The following is a 16,869-nucleotide window of genomic DNA, read 5'->3' as shown; positions in this document are numbered from 1 at the left end:
ATCAAGTCTCCCTGGCGGGGGACCGGTGCAGTCAAGAGAGCGGACGACGGGATTCGAACCCGCGACATCCACCTTGGCAAGGTGGTGCTCTAGCCAGCTGAGCTACGTCCGCAAAACACAGTTGTGCGTCAAAAACACAAACTGTAGTGCGCGATACTGGGATCGAACCAGTGACCTCTTCCGTGTCAGGGAAGCGCGCTACCGCTGCGCCAATCGCGCCCAAAAGGGCTTGCAAGTCCTCTGTGGAGGTGGGGACGGGATTCGAACCCGCGTATACGGCTTTGCAGGCCGCTGCCTCGCCTCTCGGCCACCCCACCGTGACCGCTGCGTTAGCATAGGCCGACCAGTCAGAATCAACCGGTTTGTACAGTGACTTGCGAGCGGACGACGGGATTCGAACCCGCGACATCCACCTTGGCAAGGTGGTGCTCTAGCCAGCTGAGCTACGTCCGCATGCTGAAGAAGTAAGGTAATTAACCCCGAATCGCTTTCGCTTTTCGCGGCGAACTCCCGCTTTCCAACGAAGAAAAACTCTATAGGACTATTCGCGGTTCGTCCAATCGAGCCCAATTTCGGGTTGAACAGGCAGCTGATCGGCAGCGGCACGTCGTCGCAGGTGGGTGCGGGAATCGGCCGCAGTGGTTCGTTTTTGAGGAGCGTGAACGGTCCGCTTAGTCGTTGGTACCAAGGCAAAGGTACGACGACGGCGGCCAGGGAGGTGCCGCCGTCGTCGTCGTACCTGGCCGACGGCCGAACCCGCCGCGCTCACGCGGACCCGTGCAAGATTCGTCAAACCGGCGTCGTAAAAGCAGCTTTAGTGAAGGGCTGACACGCGAAAGCACCGCCGGTTTGGAGCCTGTCCCGATCTGGGCTAGCATCTTTAGATGTTGCAGTTGTGAAAACAACACGCAGCTATGGGGGCGATTGGCGCAGTGGTAGCGCGCTTCGTTCACACCGAAGAGGTCACTGGTTCGAACCCAGTATCGCCCACCAAATAACAATGGAGGTCCCGTCCGGGGCCTCCATTGTTGTATCTGGAGCCAGTTAGGACCCTGTGTGGAACCGTTTCCGGTGGCGGTGCCGCCTAATTCCTGCCGGAAAGCCAAACCCCGCAGCGGGCGGGTTGCCGGCCGTGTCCCGGAAGGCCCCGCCAACTTCTGTCAGTGCACAGTGGCAAACTGAAGATATGACTGAACCAGCTCTGGCACATGCAACAGAATTCGGGCGGATGTACTCCCGTTCCCTCTCGGAACCGCCCACGGTACCCTCCATCACCACCGTGATCGCACAGGGATCCACCTCTCTGGACGGCTGGCACAGCCACATGGCGGCCACCGCCGTGGTGAAGGATCCCAAGCTGCCGGCAAGCCTGGGCAACCCGGGTGCACTGCGCTCCCTCGTTAAGGAAGCCTCGCGCGCATCGGAGCGTTACCGGGACCAGGCAGCGGAACGGGGCACCCGCGTGCATTATTACTGCGAACAGGTTTCCCTGCGTGCATTGGATCTGCCGCACGAGCTGGAAGCAGCACGCACGGCGCTGCTGGAACACGGAGAGCACCAGTTTGCCGACCGGTTTGATGAGTGGTGGGACCTCTATCAGGTGGAACCGCTCGCACCGGAAATCACCGTGTGGAATGACGAGCTGGGTTACGCCGGAACACTTGACCTGGTGGCGCGCATCAACGGCCGCCTCTGCCTCATTGACTACAAGACCAAGAACACGGACCGCGACGGCCAGGTGAAGCCGCTGGATGACAAGGTTGTCATGCAGCTGGTGGCGGGCATGAAGGCGAAGGAATCACTCGTCGACGCCGGCACGGGCAGCTGGGAGCCGTGGGCCTACGGCGAGGACCCGCTGCTGCTCGGCGTCGCCATCGGGCAGACCGAAGTGCGGCCCATGCGTGCCAACCCCGCAGTCCTGCCGCAGCACTGGTTCAAGTTCTGTGCACTGCGCCGGCTCTGGCAGACCTCGTACGACGTCGCGGGGGCGGGCCGTGCGCTCCTGCCCATCGCGCCGCCGCCGGCGGGAGCCCACGCGGTCCGCGCACCCCAGACGTCTGCGACCTAGGCAGGCACGCCTGTTCGTGCGGGGGCGCAGCAACGTGCCGGGCACAACTAGACTGGTCTGAGCAACAATTCGTCAGCAGCAGCGCAGAAACAGTCAGTAACAGTAAGGAACGAAACCTAGATGGCAATCCTGAACATCCGGATTATCGGTGACCCCGTCCTGCGGACCCGGGCCGAGGAGGTCACGGACTTCGGGCCGGAACTGGCCAAGCTCGTCGCCGACATGGAAGAAACCATGGTGGATGTTGACGGCGCCGGACTTGCCGCACCCCAGGTGGGCGTGAGCCTCCGGGTGTTCACCTACCGGATTGACGGTCAGGCCGGGCACGTGGTGAACCCGGTCCTGGAACTCAGCGAAGACCGCCAGGAGAACCAGGTGGAGGGCTGCCTGTCCATTCCCGGACTGGGCTTTCCCGTTCCGCGCTACCGCTGGACCCGTGTGACCGGCGTGGATAAGGACGGCAACCCCGTAACCCTCGAGGGTGAAGGAATGCTTGCCCGCGCCTTCCAGCATGAAACCGATCATCTGGACGGCGTGCTGTACATCGACCGGCTGGAAGGCGAGGACCGCAAGAAAGCGCTGCGCGCCATCCGCCAGGCGGACTATGACGCCATTGCCGGACGCACAACGGCAGAGCGCGCCCAGACTGTCGGTTCCGCGTTCGGTGCCGGTGCGTCATTCGGTGCCGGCAGCTCATTCGGCACCGCCGGACAGGCCTAGCGCTCCGTGGCTATGCGTGTACTTTTCGCCGGCACCCCGTCCGTTGCCGTCCCCTCGCTCAACGCCCTGCTTGAAGCCGGGTTCGACGTCGTCGCCGTGCTCACCCGCCCCGACGCACCGCTGGGCCGCAAGCGCACCCTGACGCCGTCGCCCGTCGCCGCCCGTGCCGAGGAACTGGGCCTGCCGGTGATCCGTGCGGCCAAGATTGACGACGACGCCGTTGCCGCCATCCGCGCTGCCAACCCCGACGTGGCTGCGATTGTTGCCTACGGGGGACTCATTCCCGAACGGGCGCTGAGCATCCCCGAACACGGTTGGATCAACCTGCACTTTTCCCTGCTGCCGGCCTGGCGCGGCGCCGCGCCCGTGCAGCACGCCGTTATCAACGGCGACGACGTCACCGGCGCTTCGACCTTCCTGCTGGAAAAGGGACTGGACACCGGTCCCGTCTACGGCCAGCTGACCGAGACGCTGCACCCGGAGGACACCAGCGGTGCCCTGCTGGAACGGCTCTCACACAGCGGCGCCGTGCTGCTTGCGCAGACGCTGAGCGCCGTCGACGCCGGCTCAGCGCAGGCCGTGCCGCAGTCCGGGGAGATCACCCTGGCTCCCAAACTGACCATTGACGATGCCCGCGTGCACTGGGACCAGCCGGCCCTGGCGATCCGCCGCCGGATCAACGGCGTCACGCCGGAGCCCGGTGCCTGGACCACCTGGGACGGTGCCCGGTTCAAGATCGGCGCCGCGGTGCTGCGCCCCGACGTTGCCGATCTGGCTCCCGGCCAGGTCCGCTTCACGGGCGGGGCGCAGGCAGCAGCCGTTGTTGGCACCGGTTCGTACGGCCTGGAACTGGCGCAGGTGCAGCCCGCCGGTAAGAAAATGATGCCGGGGGCCGACTGGGCCCGCGGCCTGGCCAACCGTGAGGATGTGGTCTTCGAATGACCCCCCAGAACAGCACACCGCAGAACAGCAACCCCTCCAACCCTTCAGCCCGGGGCAAGGTGCGCAACGAAAAGGGACATGAGCGCAGCCGTCCCTCCGTGCGCAGCCACACCAAGCAGGCACCGGGCCAGCGCACCCGGGCGGCCGACCCGGCACGCCTGGTGGCCTTCGAGGTGCTTCGTGCGGTCTCCGAGGACGACGCGTACGCCAACCTGGTGCTGCCCAAGAGCATCCGCAAGCATCACCTGGACAAGCGCGACGCCGGTTTTGCCACCGAGCTCGCCTACGGCGCCCTGCGCGGCCAGGGAATGTATGACGCGATTCTCGCCAAGTGCGTGGACCGCCCGCTGGATAAGCTGGACCCCGCTGTGCTGGATGCCCTGCGCATCGGCGCCCACCAGCTGCTGGCCATGCGCGTTCCGGCTCACGCGGCCCTGGACCAGACCGTCGGCCTGGCCCGTGCCGTCATTGGAGCCGGCCCGTCAGCCCTCATCAACGCGGTGCTGCGCAAGGTTGCAGCCCGGGACCTGGCCACCTGGCTCGAAGAGCTGACCCGCGGCGAAACCGACGCGACCAAGCGTGCCGCCATTGAACACAGCCACCCCGAATGGATCGTCCGCGCCCTGCGCCAGTCGCTGGTGGCCCACGGCCGCAGCGTGGACGAGATCAGCGACCTGCTGCAGGCGGACAACGATGCCCCCGTGGTGAACCTGGTTGCCCTGCCCGGACTGGGCACCCTGGATGAAGCCCGCGCAGCAGGGGCCGTGGACGGCGAACTCGTTGTCGACTCGGCACTGTACTCGGCCGGCGACGTCGGCCGACTGGACTCCGTCCGCGCCGGCACCACCCGCGTCCAGGACGCCGGTTCCCAGCTCGTCGCCCGCGCCCTGGCCGGCGTGGACATTGGCGACCGCACTGCTGACGGCAGCCGCGACGGGGAACAGTGGCTGGACCTCTGCGCCGGCCCCGGCGGCAAGGCGGCCCTGCTGGCCGCCCTGGCCAACGAAAAGGGTGCCGTCCTGCTGGCCAACGAACCGGCAGAACACCGTGCCAAGTTGGTCCGCCAGGCCCTGGAAGCAGTTCCCGGTGACGTCTGGGACGTCCGCACCGGCGACGGCCGCAGCATTGCCGAGCAGTACCCGGACACCTTCGACCGCATCCTCGTGGACGCCCCGTGCACCGGCCTGGGTGCCCTGCGCCGCCGGCCGGAATCACGCTGGCGCCGCAAGCCCACCGATGTGGGGGAACTCGGTGCCCTGCAGCGCGAGCTGCTCACCGCGGCCGTGGATGCCGTCAAGCCCGGCGGCGTCGTGGCCTACGTGACCTGCTCCCCGCATCCGGCCGAGACCACCGCCGTCGTCGCCGACGTGCTGCGCCTGCGCAATGACCTGGAACTGCTCGACGCCGGAGCGGCGCTGGACAATGTCAGCCTCACCGGCAACCTCGGAGCCGGACACGAGCTCACCGCGCAGCTGTGGCCGCACATCCACTCCACGGATGCGATGTTCCTGTCCCTGATCCGCCGCAAGGTCTAATCCAGTCCCGATCTGCCCTGCGGGGCGGGCCGGCGCGCGCCGGTCCGCCCCAAAGCAGCTACAAGGAGAATCATGAGCACGTGCTGTATCAACCCGAGCATCCTCTCGGCCGACTTCGTTAACCTGCAGGCGGAGCTTGAGCGGATCAGCACTGCCGATGCCGTCCACGTGGACGTCATGGACAACCATTTTGTGCCGAACCTGACCATCGGACTGCCAGTGGTGGAACGGATCCAGCAGGTGTCGGCGCTGCCGCTGGATGCTCACCTGATGATTTCCGACGCCGACCGCTGGGCGCCGCTGTACGCAGAGCTGGGACTGGCCTCAGTGACTTTCCATGTGGAAGCCTCCGCCGCGCCGATCAAGCTGGCTCGGGACCTGCGGGACCGCGGCGCGAAGGCCGGCATGGCGCTGCGGCCGGCCACCCCGGTGGAACCGTACCTGGACATGCTTTCCGAGCTGGACATGCTGCTGATCATGACCGTGGAACCGGGCTTCGGCGGGCAGAAGTTCCTGGACGTGACACTGCCGAAAATCCGCCGTGCCGCCGAGGCCGTCCGCGGCTCGAACCTGCCGCTGGCCATCCAGGTGGACGGCGGGATTTCGGCCGACACCATTGAGCGCGCCGCCGAGGCCGGGGCCAACGTGTTTGTGGCCGGATCCGCCGTTTACGGCAGCGGCGATCCCAACGACGCCATCAGCAAGCTGCGCGCCGCCGCGGAAGCTGTCTCCCGGCGCTAAACGGTTCCGCCGCCGTCGTGGCGTGACCATTATTACTTGAACCTTCACCAAATTTTGGCGCTTCACCACCGCGTCTGTGTAAGAATGGTCTTAACAATCGTGCTCCGGGGTCGGTGTAATTCCGAACCGGCGGTTATAGTCCGCGACCCGCACTGCAGCTCCCGAACCCCGGGAAAAGCGGTGCGGTTGAACTGGTGAAATTCCAGTACCGACAGTTAAAGTCTGGATGGGAGAAGCACGTGCAGTTTGTTGAACCGACGTTTAACGTCTCCGCATGCGGGGACGTCTGAGCGTCGATGCATCGCACTGTCGTACCCCCGGAGCCGCCGCTAAGGGGATAGGAACGACATGGATTTTTTGCGGTGGCTCTTTGACGCTCAGGTACAGGTAGGGTCTTCATCCCTGCTGGTCCGCGAGGTCGTAGGCAACATCTTTGGGCTCCTCAGCGCCCTCGGCGGTATGCGCCGTAAAGTCTGGGCCTGGCCGGCAGGCATTCTCGGCAACATCCTCCTCCTCACCGTCTTCCTCGGATCCCTGTTCGGCGACGCGGACTCCGCAACGCTCCTGGGCCAGGCCGGACGGCAAATCATGTTCATCGCCGTTTCCATCTACGGCTGGCGGCGCTGGCAGCAGAGCCGGAACGACGGCGGCAGTGCCGTTACGCCGCAGTGGGCCTCCAACCGGGAACGCATCGGCCTGGTGGCCGCCCTGCTGATCGGAACCGTGGCACTGACCCCGGTCTTTGCGCGGCTGGGGTCCTATGAACCGGTCTGGGCGGATGCCTGGACCTTCGTGGGCTCCCTGCTCGCCACCTACGGCATGGCCAAGGGGTGGGTGGAGTTTTGGCTGATCTGGGTTGCCGTGGACATTGTGGGCGTTCCGCTCCTGTTCAGTGCCGGCTACTACGCCACGGCGTTCATGTACGTCTTCTACGGCATCTTCACGCTGATCGGGTTCTTTGTCTGGGCCAAAGCCAAGAAGAACGAAAAGCCCGAGATTGAGACGGTGATGCCGGACCCCAGGATCGTGCGGTGACCGGCCTGCACGGCGAAAGTCCGGCTGACGGCGGCGCTGCCGAACGCAGTCAGCGCAATGCCATGGCGCTCGCGCTGGACCTTGCTCGCAAGGGCGTCCGCGGTGCGAACCCCCTGGTGGGTGCAGTGATCCTCGACCCCGCGGGGGCGGTCCTGAGCAGCGGCTTCCACCGCGGCGCCGGAACCGCCCACGCGGAAGCCGATGCCCTCGGCAACGCTGCTGCCAGCGGAACAAACGTCGCCGGGGCCACTATGGTGGTCACCCTGGAACCGTGCGACCACACCGGACGGACCGGCCCCTGCTCGCAGGCCATCATCGATGCCGGCATCTCGCGGGTGATTTATGCGGCAGCAGATTCCACCGCCGAAGCCGCCGGGGGAGCGGCAGCCCTTGCCGCCGCCGGGGTTCAGGTTCAGAGCGGCCTGCTGGCGCAGGAATCCGCCGAGTTGAACCACCGCTGGATCCGCGCCGCGCAGGAGAAACGGCCCTTCGTGACACTCAAGACCGCCCAAACCCTGGACGGCCGGACCGCAGCCGTTGACGGCAGCAGCCAATGGATCACCGGCGCCCCGGCCCGCGCCGATGCTCACGCCATCCGCTCTCGGGCGGACGCCGTCGTCGTCGGAACCTCGACAGTGCTCGCCGACGATCCGCAGCTGACCGCGCGCGACGCCGCAGGCCGCAACGCTGTCCGGCAGCCGCTGCGGGTGGTCGTCGGCCGCCGGCCGGTACCTGCCGACGCGGCCGTCCGCGGGACCGACAGCCAATTCCTGCAGCTGGAGGAGCATGACCCGGTGAAAATCTGCCGGGAACTCTACGCCCGCGGCGTCCGGCACCTGATGGTCGAAGGCGGTGCGACAGTCACCAGCGCCTTCCTGCGCGCCGGGCTGGCGGATGAGCTGGTGGCCTATGTGGCGCCCCTCCTGCTCGGCGCCGGCACCCCAGCGTTCGCGAACCTTGGCGTGAGCACCCTCGCCGATGCCTCCCGGTGGCGCTGGGATGAGACCGGCGGCGGTGCCGCCCGGCCTCTGGGTGCCGACCTGCGGCTGCGGCTTGAACCGGTGCCAGAATCGGCCGGCCTTTCTCCCGAACTACCGTAAGGAGCACATGTGTTTACCGGAATTGTCGCTGAACAGGGCAGCGTTGTATCCCTGAATCCGAGCACTGCCGAGCAGTCAGCCGTACTCGTCATCAGTGCTCCCGCGACGGGAGAGGGACTGGAGCCGGGCGGATCGATCGCCGTGAACGGTGTCTGCCTCACGGCGACGTCTCTGGACGGAGACCGGATCTCTCTGGACGTCATGGGCGAAACCCTGGACCGGACCACCACGGGCAGGCTTCGTCCGGGAATGAAGGTCAATCTGGAACGCTGCGTGCCGGCCGGCGGACGGCTGGACGGCCATGTGGTCCAGGGTCACGTGGACGGTGTCGGGGAACTGCTGGAACGGGAAAACGCGGGCAACTGGGACCGGCTGCGCTTCTCGGTGCCGCTGCAGCTGGCCAGGTACATCGCGGAAAAGGGTTCCATTGCGGTGGACGGCGTCTCGCTGACGGTCACCGCGGTCAGTGGCGCCCAAGAGCCGCAGCAGTGGTTTGAGGTGGGTTTGATTCCTACAACACTGGCGGCGACCGGCCTGGGTGCACTCGACGTCGGGGGAGCGGTCAACCTGGAAGTGGATGTGCTCGCCAAGTACGCTGAACGGCTGCTCGCCTTCACCGCGTCACCGGCTGCGGCACCCGCCGCGGAAGGAGGACACGCATGAACATCCGGACCCGCCGGGCCGCCGCGCGCGCCGATGTTACGCGCGGACTGATCCTGCTGGACAGCATCCCCGCAGCAATCCAGGCCATCGCGTCGGGCCGTCCCGTCGTCGTCGTGGACGATGAGGACCGCGAAAACGAAGGCGACATCATCTTCGCCGCCCAGCACGCAACGCCCGAGCTGATGGGCTGGACCGTCCGCCACACCTCCGGCGTGATCTGCGTTCCGCTGCCCGGCGATTTCGCTGACCGGCTGAACCTGCCGCCGATGACCGCCGTGAATGAGGACGCCAAGGGCACGGCGTACACGGTGTCCTGCGATGCCGCGGAGGGCGTGACCACGGGCATCAGCGCAGCTGACCGCGCGCTCACCTCCCGGGTGCTGGCGAATCCGGCCGCGACGGCGTCGGATCTGCACCGTCCCGGACACATCTTTCCGCTGCGCGCGCACGACGACGGCGTCCGCGGCCGCCGCGGACACACCGAGGCGGCAGTGGAGCTGGCCCGGCTGGCGAACTGCACCCCCGTGGGCGTCATCGCGGAACTGGTCCACGATGAAGGGCCGATGATGCGGCTGCCGGCACTGCGCGCCTTTGCTGACACCCACGCAATACCGCTGATCTCCATCGACGATCTGGTGACGCACTTGAACGGTCTTGCTCCGGCCCGGGCCGTCGACGGTGCTTCCGGACCCGTTGTCGGTGCCGGCGGGGAGGACCGGCCGTGAGCGAGGCGCAGAACCTGCCCGCCGGCGTCGTTCCCGGCCCCGAAGTCCACCTGCCTACTCCCTATGGCAACTTCACCGCCCAGGCGTGGACGGACCGGCGCACCGGGGCTGAACATCTGAGCGTGTCCGCCCCCGGAACGGGAATCCAGCAGGACGCCGCCGGGGCGGAGGCCGACGGCGGCGGTCCGGCCGCTCCGCTGGTGCGGCTGCACTCCGAATGCCTGACCGGTGACGTTTTTGGCTCCTACCGCTGCGACTGCGGCGAACAGCTGGAGCAGGCACTGGAACTGATTCACCTGCACGGAGGCAGCGTGCTCTACCTGCGTGGACACGAGGGACGCGGGATCGGTCTGGCCAACAAACTCCGTGCCTATGCTCTGCAGGAGGCCGGAGCGGACACCGTGGACGCGAACGAACAGCTGGGCCTGCCCGTGGATGCCCGCGATTATGAGGCCGCCGCGGACATCCTGCACGCCCTCGGAATGAACCGGATTCGGCTGCTGAGCAATAACCCGGCCAAACGGGATCGGCTGCAGCACTATGGAATCACCGTCGCGGCCATGGTGCCCTCGGAGGTTCCGGTCCGGGCAGAAAACGAACGCTACCTGCAGACCAAGCGGGACCGCATGGACCACCGGCTGACGATGCTGCGCACGCAGCCCGTCCGGCAGGGTTAACGGTCTGCCCCTCACCTCACCACCATTGAATCGAACATCAGGAGAAGAACCCATGAGCGGACACGGCGCACCGGACAACGACGTCAGCAGCATCAAGGCCGAGGGCCTGAATCTTCGCGTGGCGATTGTCGCCGCCAGCTGGCACACCGAAATCATGGACGGCCTGATCGCCGGAGCCCTGCGAGCCGTGGCGGATGCCGGGCTGCTGCCCAAGCTGATCCGGGTTCCCGGCAGCTTTGAACTTCCCGTGGCCGCCGCCCGGCTGGCACCGCACTATGACGCCGTGGTGGCCCTCGGCGTCGTCATCCGCGGAGGGACTCCGCACTTCGACTACGTCTGCTCGGCCGCGACCACCGGTCTGACGGAGGTCAGCGTCCGCACCGGAACGCCCATCGGTTTTGGCGTGCTCACCTGTGACACCGAACAGCAGGGCCTGGACCGGGCGGGCCTGCCGGGTTCCTCGGAGGACAAGGGCTACGAGGCGGTGGCGGCCGCGGTGAATACCGTGGCGGCTCTGCGCGGCGCGGGCGTGTGAACGATGACGGAAATCAACGTCCGGCCGCTGACCGGCAGGGAACAGGATGCAGCGCTGGACATCCTCGTGACGGTTTTTGCAGCCGACCCGAGCTTTCAGCGTCTCATCCGCATCCGGAGCCTGATCCGCCCGGTGCTGACGAGTTACTACCGGCGCTGCCTTCGGCAACTGCTTCCGGAGTCCAACGCGGATGGCGCTTGGGACGGAGACCGCCTCGTGGGAGTGGCACTGTGGTATCCGCCGGGCCAGCGCCCGAGAGGCCTGATGGGACGGACTGAGCGGTTGTTTGCACCACGGCAGCGCAAGGCACGCGGCGGGTGGCTGCTGGAGGGTATTGCCGTTGCCGAAGAGGGCCGCGGAAAGGGAATCGGCAGCTCTTTGCTCGAGCACCGGCTGGCTGGATGCACCGATACGGTTCATCTGCAGTCGACCACCGAGGCCAGCGCCCGGCTGTATTCACGTTTCGGCTTTGTGGCCGACCAGGGTCAGAGTACCGGCGGCCTTTGGATGACGCGGCCCCCTGCAGCAGACCATCGGTAACCGGGATGGCTCCGGCGGCTGCCGAAGCTGATTCGGGTTCCCGGCAGCTTTGAACTTCCCGTGGCCGCCGGCACCGTGTTCGGGGCGCGCGCTGCGGCCGCGGCGGTTTGCACATTAAAAACGACGACGCGCCATCCGGTGTGGGATGGCGCGCCGTCGCGTTGAGCTGAAGCGCTTGTTAGGCGTTGTTGTTGATGCGGCCGCGGTTACCCGACTTGGCCAGGCCGCGGGCGACCATGAAGCCAACCGTCAGCCAGGTGATGTACTGCATGGCCTGGCTGGCGTCGAATGCGTCAACGCCGTTTTCGCTGGCATTGTCTCCGACAACAGCTGCCGTGATGATCGTGGCAATGACGGCCAGGACATAGAGGACGAACTCAAGTGTGCGAGCTGAAACCTTGATGTCGTTCTCGTTGGCGTGAACCGTGTTGGTGTTGTTATGGGTCTGCGTAGCCATGTGCTTTGTATCTCCTGGAAGTAGTGGGGTGAGAGCGGCCTTGGGCCACGTGGACGCTGATTCCGCTTTGGGAACCATGTCGACAACTTCTCTACACTGTAGACATTAGCTGTATATTTTTACGATAGCAAGCCTACTGATAATAAGCATACTGATAGTGACTGCACTCAGTCCAATACGGCGCCAGGGCTTCTATGTCTAACCGGTGCCGGCACCGTTCATCCTCATGATCCGTCATCCAGCTTGGCGGTCCGGCGGCCGCGGATTCCGGATGCCCAGCACAGCTGTCAGCGCTGCAGCGAAGAAGAGCACTGCTGTGGCCAGGGCGGTCTGCCGGAAACCCCTGTAGCCCAGGGCTCCGCCGGAAATGGTGCCGACCAGGGCCACGGCGATCAGCCCGGCCACCCGCGACACGGCGTTGTTGACCGCGGAGCCTATCCCGGCGTCGTCTTCCCGCAGCTCGCCCAGGACCGCGGTGGTCAGCGGTGCCACCATGATGCCGAGCCCGACTCCGAACAGCACCAGCCCCGGCAGCAGTTCGGTTCGGAAGTCCACAGGCGGCTGCACTGCCAGCAGCAGCAGGAATCCGGTTCCGCAGATGGCAGGTCCGGCCGTCATGAACAGCCGGGGCCCGTACTTTCCCGCCAGGCTGCCAATGTAGGGGGACAGCAGCAGCAGGGCGATCGGCAGCGGAAGTGAGATGAAGCCGGCTTCGATGGCACTGAATCCGGCTGCTTCCTGCACAAAAACGGTGATCGAAAAGGAACCCAGTGAGATGGCTGCGTAGGCCGCGGCCGTCACCAGGTTTCCGTAGCGGAAATTCCGGGTCCGGAACAGGGACAGCGGCATCATCGGCGCGGGCGCGCGGGCCTCACGGAGGAAGAAAAGCCCCAGCGCCGCAAGCCCCAGGACCAGGGGCACGACGACGGCGGGAGCCCGCCACCCGAGCCGGTCCTGCTCGATCAGGGCATAGACCGGCCCCGCCAGTCCCGCCACGGCCAGCAGTGCGCCCGGAACGTCGAGTGCTGTGTTTCGCCGTGGCGCACTCTCCCGAAGTCCGGCCGTGAGCATCAGCGTCACTGTCACCGGCAGCACGTTCACGGCGAAAATCAGCCGCCAGCTGGCCAGATCCACCAGGACTCCGCCCAGCAGCGGGCCGATGATGGCTGCCGTTCCCGTTCCGGCCGTCCACTGACCAATGGCGCGGGCACGCGCGGCGCCCTGATACGCCGTCGTTATCAGTGCCAGCGAGCCCGGGACCAGCAGGGCCGCCGTCATGCCCTGGACGGCGCGGGCGATGACCAGCAGCGTCGGATCCCACGCAAGAGCGCAGGCCAGGGACGCGGCGCCGAAGCCGATCAGGCCAAGGCGGAGGACCCGCAGCCGGCCGAAGGCGTCGGACAGGGAACCGGCGAGCAGGATTAATGCGCCCAGGGTCAGGGTGTAGGCGTTCACCGTCCACTGCTGGGTGGCCAGTCCGCCGCCGAGGTCGGCGCTGAGGGCGGGCAGGGCCACCGTCACGATGGAACCGTCCAGGAAGGCGACGAACGAGGCGAGGATCGCAACTGCCAGCAGCCTTCCCCGTCCCGATGCGCGGGTGGCTGCACCTGCCATTGCGTGGGGGTCCTTCCGGATCCGGGGAGTGTGCCTCCATGCTGGCATCCGGTGTCGGGTTTGGACAGGCGGGGCGACACTGAACCGGACCCGGATGTTACCCGGCTTGGTGCCGCTGCAGGTACGCTCGGCTGATGTCCCTTGGCCGCGCCTTCCATGTCCTGTGGGGCGCCAACGCGGCGTCCAACCTGGCTGACGGACTGGCCTTCGTTTCCATGCCGCTGCTGGCCGCGTCCCTGACTGATGATCCGCGGTGGGTTGCGGGGCTCGCCACGGTGTACGCGCTGGTACGCCTGCTCGCCGCACTTCCGCTTGGCGTGTGGGTGGACCGCGCGGACCGGCGGTCCCTGCTGGCGGCAGCGAACCTGTTGCGCGGCGGCGCGGTCCTGGCCCTCGCCTTATGCGTCTCTTATGGGATCGGCGGACTGCTCCTGCTCTACGGGGCGTTCGCACTCATCGGCGTCCTGGAAAGCGCGGCGGACAACGCAGCCGTGTCGCTGGTGCCCGCCGTCGTCCGGAGCCGCAACCTGGACCGGGCGAACAGCCGCCTTTCGGCTGCCCAGCTCATTGCGGACGAGTTCACCGGCCCGCCGTTGGCCGGATTTCTTTTTGCCTTTGCCGCTGCGGCACCGGTGTACGCGATGGGCGGGCTGTGGGCGGCGGCCGGGTTCCTGGCGCTGGCGCTGCCCAAGCGCGGCGTGATTTCGTCCCGCGCCGGGGCGGTTAGCGCTGGACCGGTTACCGCTGGGCCGGCTTCAGCGGGAACCGGACGGGCCCCGCTGTGGACAGAGGCCGCAGCGGGCATACGATGGCTGGCCCGGCACCGGGTCATCGGCGGGCTGGCCCTTACCGGCGCCCTGGCCAGCGTCGGCTACATGCTTCCCTTCTCCGTTCTGGTCCTCTTTGCCCAGCAGCAGCTCGACGTCGATACCGTGGGCTACGGCATGATTCTCTCCGTCTCGGCGCTCGGCGGACTGGCCGGATCTTATGCTGCGCCGCGGATCCGCCGCCGGCTCGGATACCGGTGGACAATCGTGGCGAGCCTGTTGATCGGTGCCGGGTCCCTCGGCGCGCTGGCTTCCGCCCGCAGCGGGTTAGCGGCTGCACTGCTTTTGGCGGCGTACATTTTCCACGCGGTGGTGTGGGGGATCTGTGCAACGTCGCTTCGCCAGCATCTCGTGCCGGATGACCTTCGGGGCCGGGTCAATGCGTCCTCCCGGGTCCTGGGGTTGCTGGGACTCGCGCTCGGGTCTGCTGTGGGCGGTGTCCTCGCGTCTTGGCATATGGCCTTGCCGACGCTTGCCGGCGCCCTAACGTTCGTAGTCTGCGCCGCCGTCGCAGCCCTGGTCCTGTCCGACCTAAATTCCTCTGGTCTGGACGACTGCCCGGCATCTGCCGGACACCAACCACGGTAGGAGCACTGGCGGCCAGCTTTGGTCCGCATATACGCAGTGGCACTTGTACAGGACCTTCTCCCGCGGGCACCTCTCGTATTCGTGCCCGCCCGGGCATCAGCGCTGACGTGTAGTTGCATGCACCCAGCTGTAGCGCTCGGGCCACCGCACCGCGCATCCTTGCGGGCGAGGCATACGCAAATCCGCGGCGCCAGCATCGACATAGCTATGTCCGCGGAGGGGAAGCGGTGGTCGCGCGTCGCGCTGGAGGACCGGCTTACGCACACCGAGTTGCGGCCGCTGACGTCTGCGGTTGGTGCTACTCTTCTTCGAGTTTCCGTCTGCCCGGGCGCAGGGCGCCGGCCTGAACGGGTTCCCACTTTCCGCTATGTTGCCGAAAGGCTGACCACAGTAGGGTCGTCGACATGAAGTCCTACCGAATCATCCACCAAGTCCTCTTCGTCCTGGCCTTCGTTCCGATGCTGCTAAACCTAGGTCCGTGGTACGTCACGATCCTCCTGCCGCTTGCGTTGATCGTGCCCTACGGCATCAACGAGATGATTATTACTCGAAAAGAACGTTCGGTAGCTGCAAGGCGCTCACCCCCCTACGCAAGCACCATCGAGCATGCCTATAGGGAGTCTAAGTCAGCAGATTTGCGGTAGGACGTGCGTTAAGGGGCCCCTTAGCGTGCGATCAGGTGAGGGCTTCTTCATCGGTTAGTTGATCGTGCTCGACGTTTGCCTTTCGGAACTTGGAGAACAGCAGCATCGAAGCTGACAGCAACATGACTCCGGCGGCGGCCCAGAGGGCGATGGAGGAACTTGTGATGGTGGCAACGAAGCCTCCGAGGGGTGCGCCAAGGACGATCATTCCCCGGTTCATAGAGCGTCTGGTGGCACTCATTCTTGCGATGAGTTTGTCCGGCGTTACAGCCTGCCAGTAACCCATCTCCAGAGGGCCCTCAAAGCCCATCGACATCCAGAAAAGGAACTGTCCTCCCACGGCGACGGCGAAAGCGGCCCAGAGCGGTGTCGGCCAGGCAGCAGGCGATCCATAGGCTTGATCAGTCAGTGGACCGTATGCGGCAGCAACCAGCGGAGAAAAGGCGATCAGCGCAAGCGCTACCGGTTGGATGAGTCGAGCAGTGACGATCGTTCTACCGGTACCCCACCGCTGCCCTATACGTATTGAGATGAGGGTTCCCACGACGGAACCGATTCCTGCACCAGTGAGAACCAGACCGAGTCCCAGCGCACCGATTCTCAGGTCATTCAATACCAGTGCCGGAAGGACTGCCCCCATCATCGCGGAGCCCATAAACCAGGCGTGGCTGGACCAAGCTAATGGTCCGAGCCGAGGGTGGCGGTAGATCCAGCGCAGACCCTCGCCTACCTTGCGAGGCACGGACCCTGCCGTGCGCAAGGGGTACTTGTCAGCCGCGGCGTGTTTCAGGGACAGCAGTACCGCCCCCGAAACGAAGTGAGTTATTGCGCCTAGCAGGAGAGCGAAAGGTGCCGTTACCAAGACGACCAAGCCGCCGGCTACCGCACTTCCCGTAGTTTGAGCGACTGTGTCGCTTTGCTGCAGTCGAGCATTGGCTCTTGTGAGAAGAGGCCTAGGGACGAGTTTTGGCAGAAAGGATTGGTACGCGGCGTCGCTCATCAACGCCAGTGTCCCAAAACCGAACATCAACACCATCAGAGTAGGAACGTTGAGGAGCTGCAGCGCACCGAGCAGGCACAGCGTCGCCAGAATCAGACCCCGCCCGAAGTCGCCGGTGATGAGGACCGTGCGTCGCCGGAAGCGGTCCACCCAGATCCCGGCGAGTAACCCAAAGAGTAGGTAGGGTGCCCAACGTGCAGCGTTGACCAGACCTTGGTCCAAAGCGGTGCCATTCAACGACACAAGGATCAGAACCGATAGCGCCACCGTTGTGATGTACGTGCCGAAATCTGAAACGGTCGATGCAAGCCAAAATCGGACGAAGGCTGAGTTGTTTCGGAGTTTCATACCCAATGTAAGGATCGTCGGTTGCATGGCCCCCTCAAACCCTTGTCCCCCTTTCAGCCGGGCGTGGAATCCACGTCTTCCCGGCCCAATGGTCTTCACATAGTACCTAG

At 65.8% G+C, this 16,869-nt stretch carries 16 protein-coding genes, 5 tRNA genes and 1 riboswitch; of the genes, 14 read left to right on the top strand and 7 right to left on the bottom strand.

Annotated elements, in window-relative coordinates:
* Positions 1-38: 38 nt before the first annotated feature.
* The 4 genes from AC4D2Q_RS14455 to AC4D2Q_RS14440 all read right to left on the bottom strand — a co-directional run bounded on the left by AC4D2Q_RS14455 (position 39) and on the right by AC4D2Q_RS14440 (position 453).
* A tRNA-Gly gene (locus tag AC4D2Q_RS14455) sits at positions 39-112 on the bottom strand.
* Between the two features lie 35 nt (positions 113-147).
* Positions 148-219, bottom strand: a tRNA-Val gene (locus AC4D2Q_RS14450).
* Positions 220-243: 24 nt separating this feature from the next.
* A tRNA-Cys gene (locus AC4D2Q_RS14445) sits at positions 244-317 on the bottom strand.
* A gap of 62 nt (positions 318-379) precedes the next feature.
* A tRNA-Gly gene (locus AC4D2Q_RS14440) sits at positions 380-453 on the bottom strand.
* Between the two features lie 465 nt (positions 454-918).
* Here AC4D2Q_RS14440 and AC4D2Q_RS14435 point away from each other — a divergent pair.
* From AC4D2Q_RS14435 to AC4D2Q_RS14375, 13 genes are all read left to right on the top strand, one after another.
* A tRNA-Val gene (locus tag AC4D2Q_RS14435) sits at positions 919-993 on the top strand.
* A gap of 193 nt (positions 994-1,186) precedes the next feature.
* Positions 1,187-2,068 (top strand): cytochrome, encoded by an 882-nt coding sequence (locus AC4D2Q_RS14430; RefSeq protein ID WP_490947212.1) that lies wholly within the window; start codon positions 1,187-1,189, stop codon positions 2,066-2,068.
* A 120-nt stretch (positions 2,069-2,188) separates the two neighbouring features.
* A complete protein-coding gene (gene def, locus AC4D2Q_RS14425; protein ID WP_490925085.1) occupies positions 2,189-2,788 on the top strand; it encodes a peptide deformylase in 600 nt (199 codons plus the stop codon).
* Between the two features lie 12 nt (positions 2,789-2,800).
* Positions 2,801-3,730 (top strand): methionyl-tRNA formyltransferase, encoded by a 930-nt coding sequence (fmt, locus tag AC4D2Q_RS14420; protein ID WP_490947374.1) that lies wholly within the window; start codon positions 2,801-2,803, stop codon positions 3,728-3,730.
* Positions 3,727-5,265, top strand: coding sequence for an RsmB/NOP family class I SAM-dependent RNA methyltransferase (locus tag AC4D2Q_RS14415; protein ID WP_490947211.1), 1,539 nt, complete (start codon positions 3,727-3,729; stop codon positions 5,263-5,265). The genes fmt and AC4D2Q_RS14415 overlap by 4 nt, the downstream gene beginning before the upstream one ends.
* 72 nt (positions 5,266-5,337) lie before the next feature.
* Entirely contained in the window at positions 5,338-6,006 is a 669-nt protein-coding gene (rpe, locus tag AC4D2Q_RS14410) for a ribulose-phosphate 3-epimerase (protein ID WP_490925087.1), read from the top strand.
* Positions 6,007-6,102: 96 nt separating this feature from the next.
* Positions 6,103-6,248: riboswitch (FMN riboswitch) on the top strand.
* A gap of 106 nt (positions 6,249-6,354) precedes the next feature.
* Positions 6,355-7,041, top strand: a complete 687-nt coding sequence (gene pnuC / locus AC4D2Q_RS14405; protein WP_490925088.1) for a nicotinamide riboside transporter PnuC — start codon at positions 6,355-6,357, stop codon at positions 7,039-7,041.
* Complete coding sequence (gene ribD / locus AC4D2Q_RS14400) at positions 7,038-8,141, top strand: bifunctional diaminohydroxyphosphoribosylaminopyrimidine deaminase/5-amino-6-(5-phosphoribosylamino)uracil reductase RibD (RefSeq protein ID WP_490947210.1); 1,104 nt, start codon at positions 7,038-7,040, stop codon at positions 8,139-8,141. The genes pnuC and ribD overlap by 4 nt, the downstream gene beginning before the upstream one ends.
* A 9-nt stretch (positions 8,142-8,150) precedes the next feature.
* Positions 8,151-8,804, top strand: coding sequence for a riboflavin synthase (locus tag AC4D2Q_RS14395; protein ID WP_490947209.1), 654 nt, complete (start codon positions 8,151-8,153; stop codon positions 8,802-8,804).
* Positions 8,801-9,529 (top strand): 3,4-dihydroxy-2-butanone-4-phosphate synthase, encoded by a 729-nt coding sequence (ribB, locus tag AC4D2Q_RS14390; RefSeq protein WP_490947208.1) that lies wholly within the window; start codon positions 8,801-8,803, stop codon positions 9,527-9,529. Before AC4D2Q_RS14395 ends, ribB begins: the two co-directional genes overlap by 4 nt.
* The gene (gene ribA, locus AC4D2Q_RS14385) at positions 9,526-10,206 is read left to right on the top strand and encodes a GTP cyclohydrolase II (RefSeq protein ID WP_490947207.1); all 681 of its coding nucleotides are present in this window, start codon (positions 9,526-9,528) and stop codon (positions 10,204-10,206) included. The genes ribB and ribA overlap by 4 nt, the downstream gene beginning before the upstream one ends.
* Positions 10,207-10,258: 52 nt before the next feature.
* Positions 10,259-10,741, top strand: coding sequence for a 6,7-dimethyl-8-ribityllumazine synthase (gene ribH, locus AC4D2Q_RS14380; protein WP_490947206.1), 483 nt, complete (start codon positions 10,259-10,261; stop codon positions 10,739-10,741).
* A 3-nt stretch (positions 10,742-10,744) separates the two neighbouring features.
* Positions 10,745-11,281, top strand: a complete 537-nt coding sequence (locus AC4D2Q_RS14375) for a GNAT family N-acetyltransferase (RefSeq protein ID WP_490947205.1) — start codon at positions 10,745-10,747, stop codon at positions 11,279-11,281.
* Between the two features lie 178 nt (positions 11,282-11,459).
* Here the strand turns inward: AC4D2Q_RS14375 and AC4D2Q_RS14370 are convergent, their stop codons facing one another.
* Positions 11,460-11,738 (bottom strand): hypothetical protein, encoded by a 279-nt coding sequence (locus AC4D2Q_RS14370; RefSeq protein ID WP_490925095.1) that lies wholly within the window; start codon positions 11,736-11,738, stop codon positions 11,460-11,462.
* 234 nt (positions 11,739-11,972) lie between these two features.
* Positions 11,973-13,352: an MFS transporter gene (locus tag AC4D2Q_RS14365; protein ID WP_490947204.1), complete on the bottom strand. Its 1,380-nt coding sequence runs from the start codon at positions 13,350-13,352 to the stop codon at positions 11,973-11,975.
* Between the two features lie 134 nt (positions 13,353-13,486).
* Between AC4D2Q_RS14365 and AC4D2Q_RS14360 the strand changes: the two genes are divergently transcribed.
* Entirely contained in the window at positions 13,487-14,767 is a 1,281-nt protein-coding gene (locus tag AC4D2Q_RS14360; RefSeq protein ID WP_490947203.1) for an MFS transporter, read from the top strand.
* Positions 14,768-15,442: 675 nt separating this feature from the next.
* On the opposite strand, the gene AC4D2Q_RS14355 is transcribed toward AC4D2Q_RS14360, so the two are convergent.
* Positions 15,443-16,759, bottom strand: a complete 1,317-nt coding sequence (locus AC4D2Q_RS14355) for an MFS transporter (RefSeq protein ID WP_490947202.1) — start codon at positions 16,757-16,759, stop codon at positions 15,443-15,445.
* Positions 16,760-16,869 lie beyond the last annotated feature (110 nt).

This window comes from Arthrobacter sp. TJ-178 (assembly GCF_058269275.1).
This window is presented reverse-complemented; position numbering and strand designations above follow the sequence as displayed.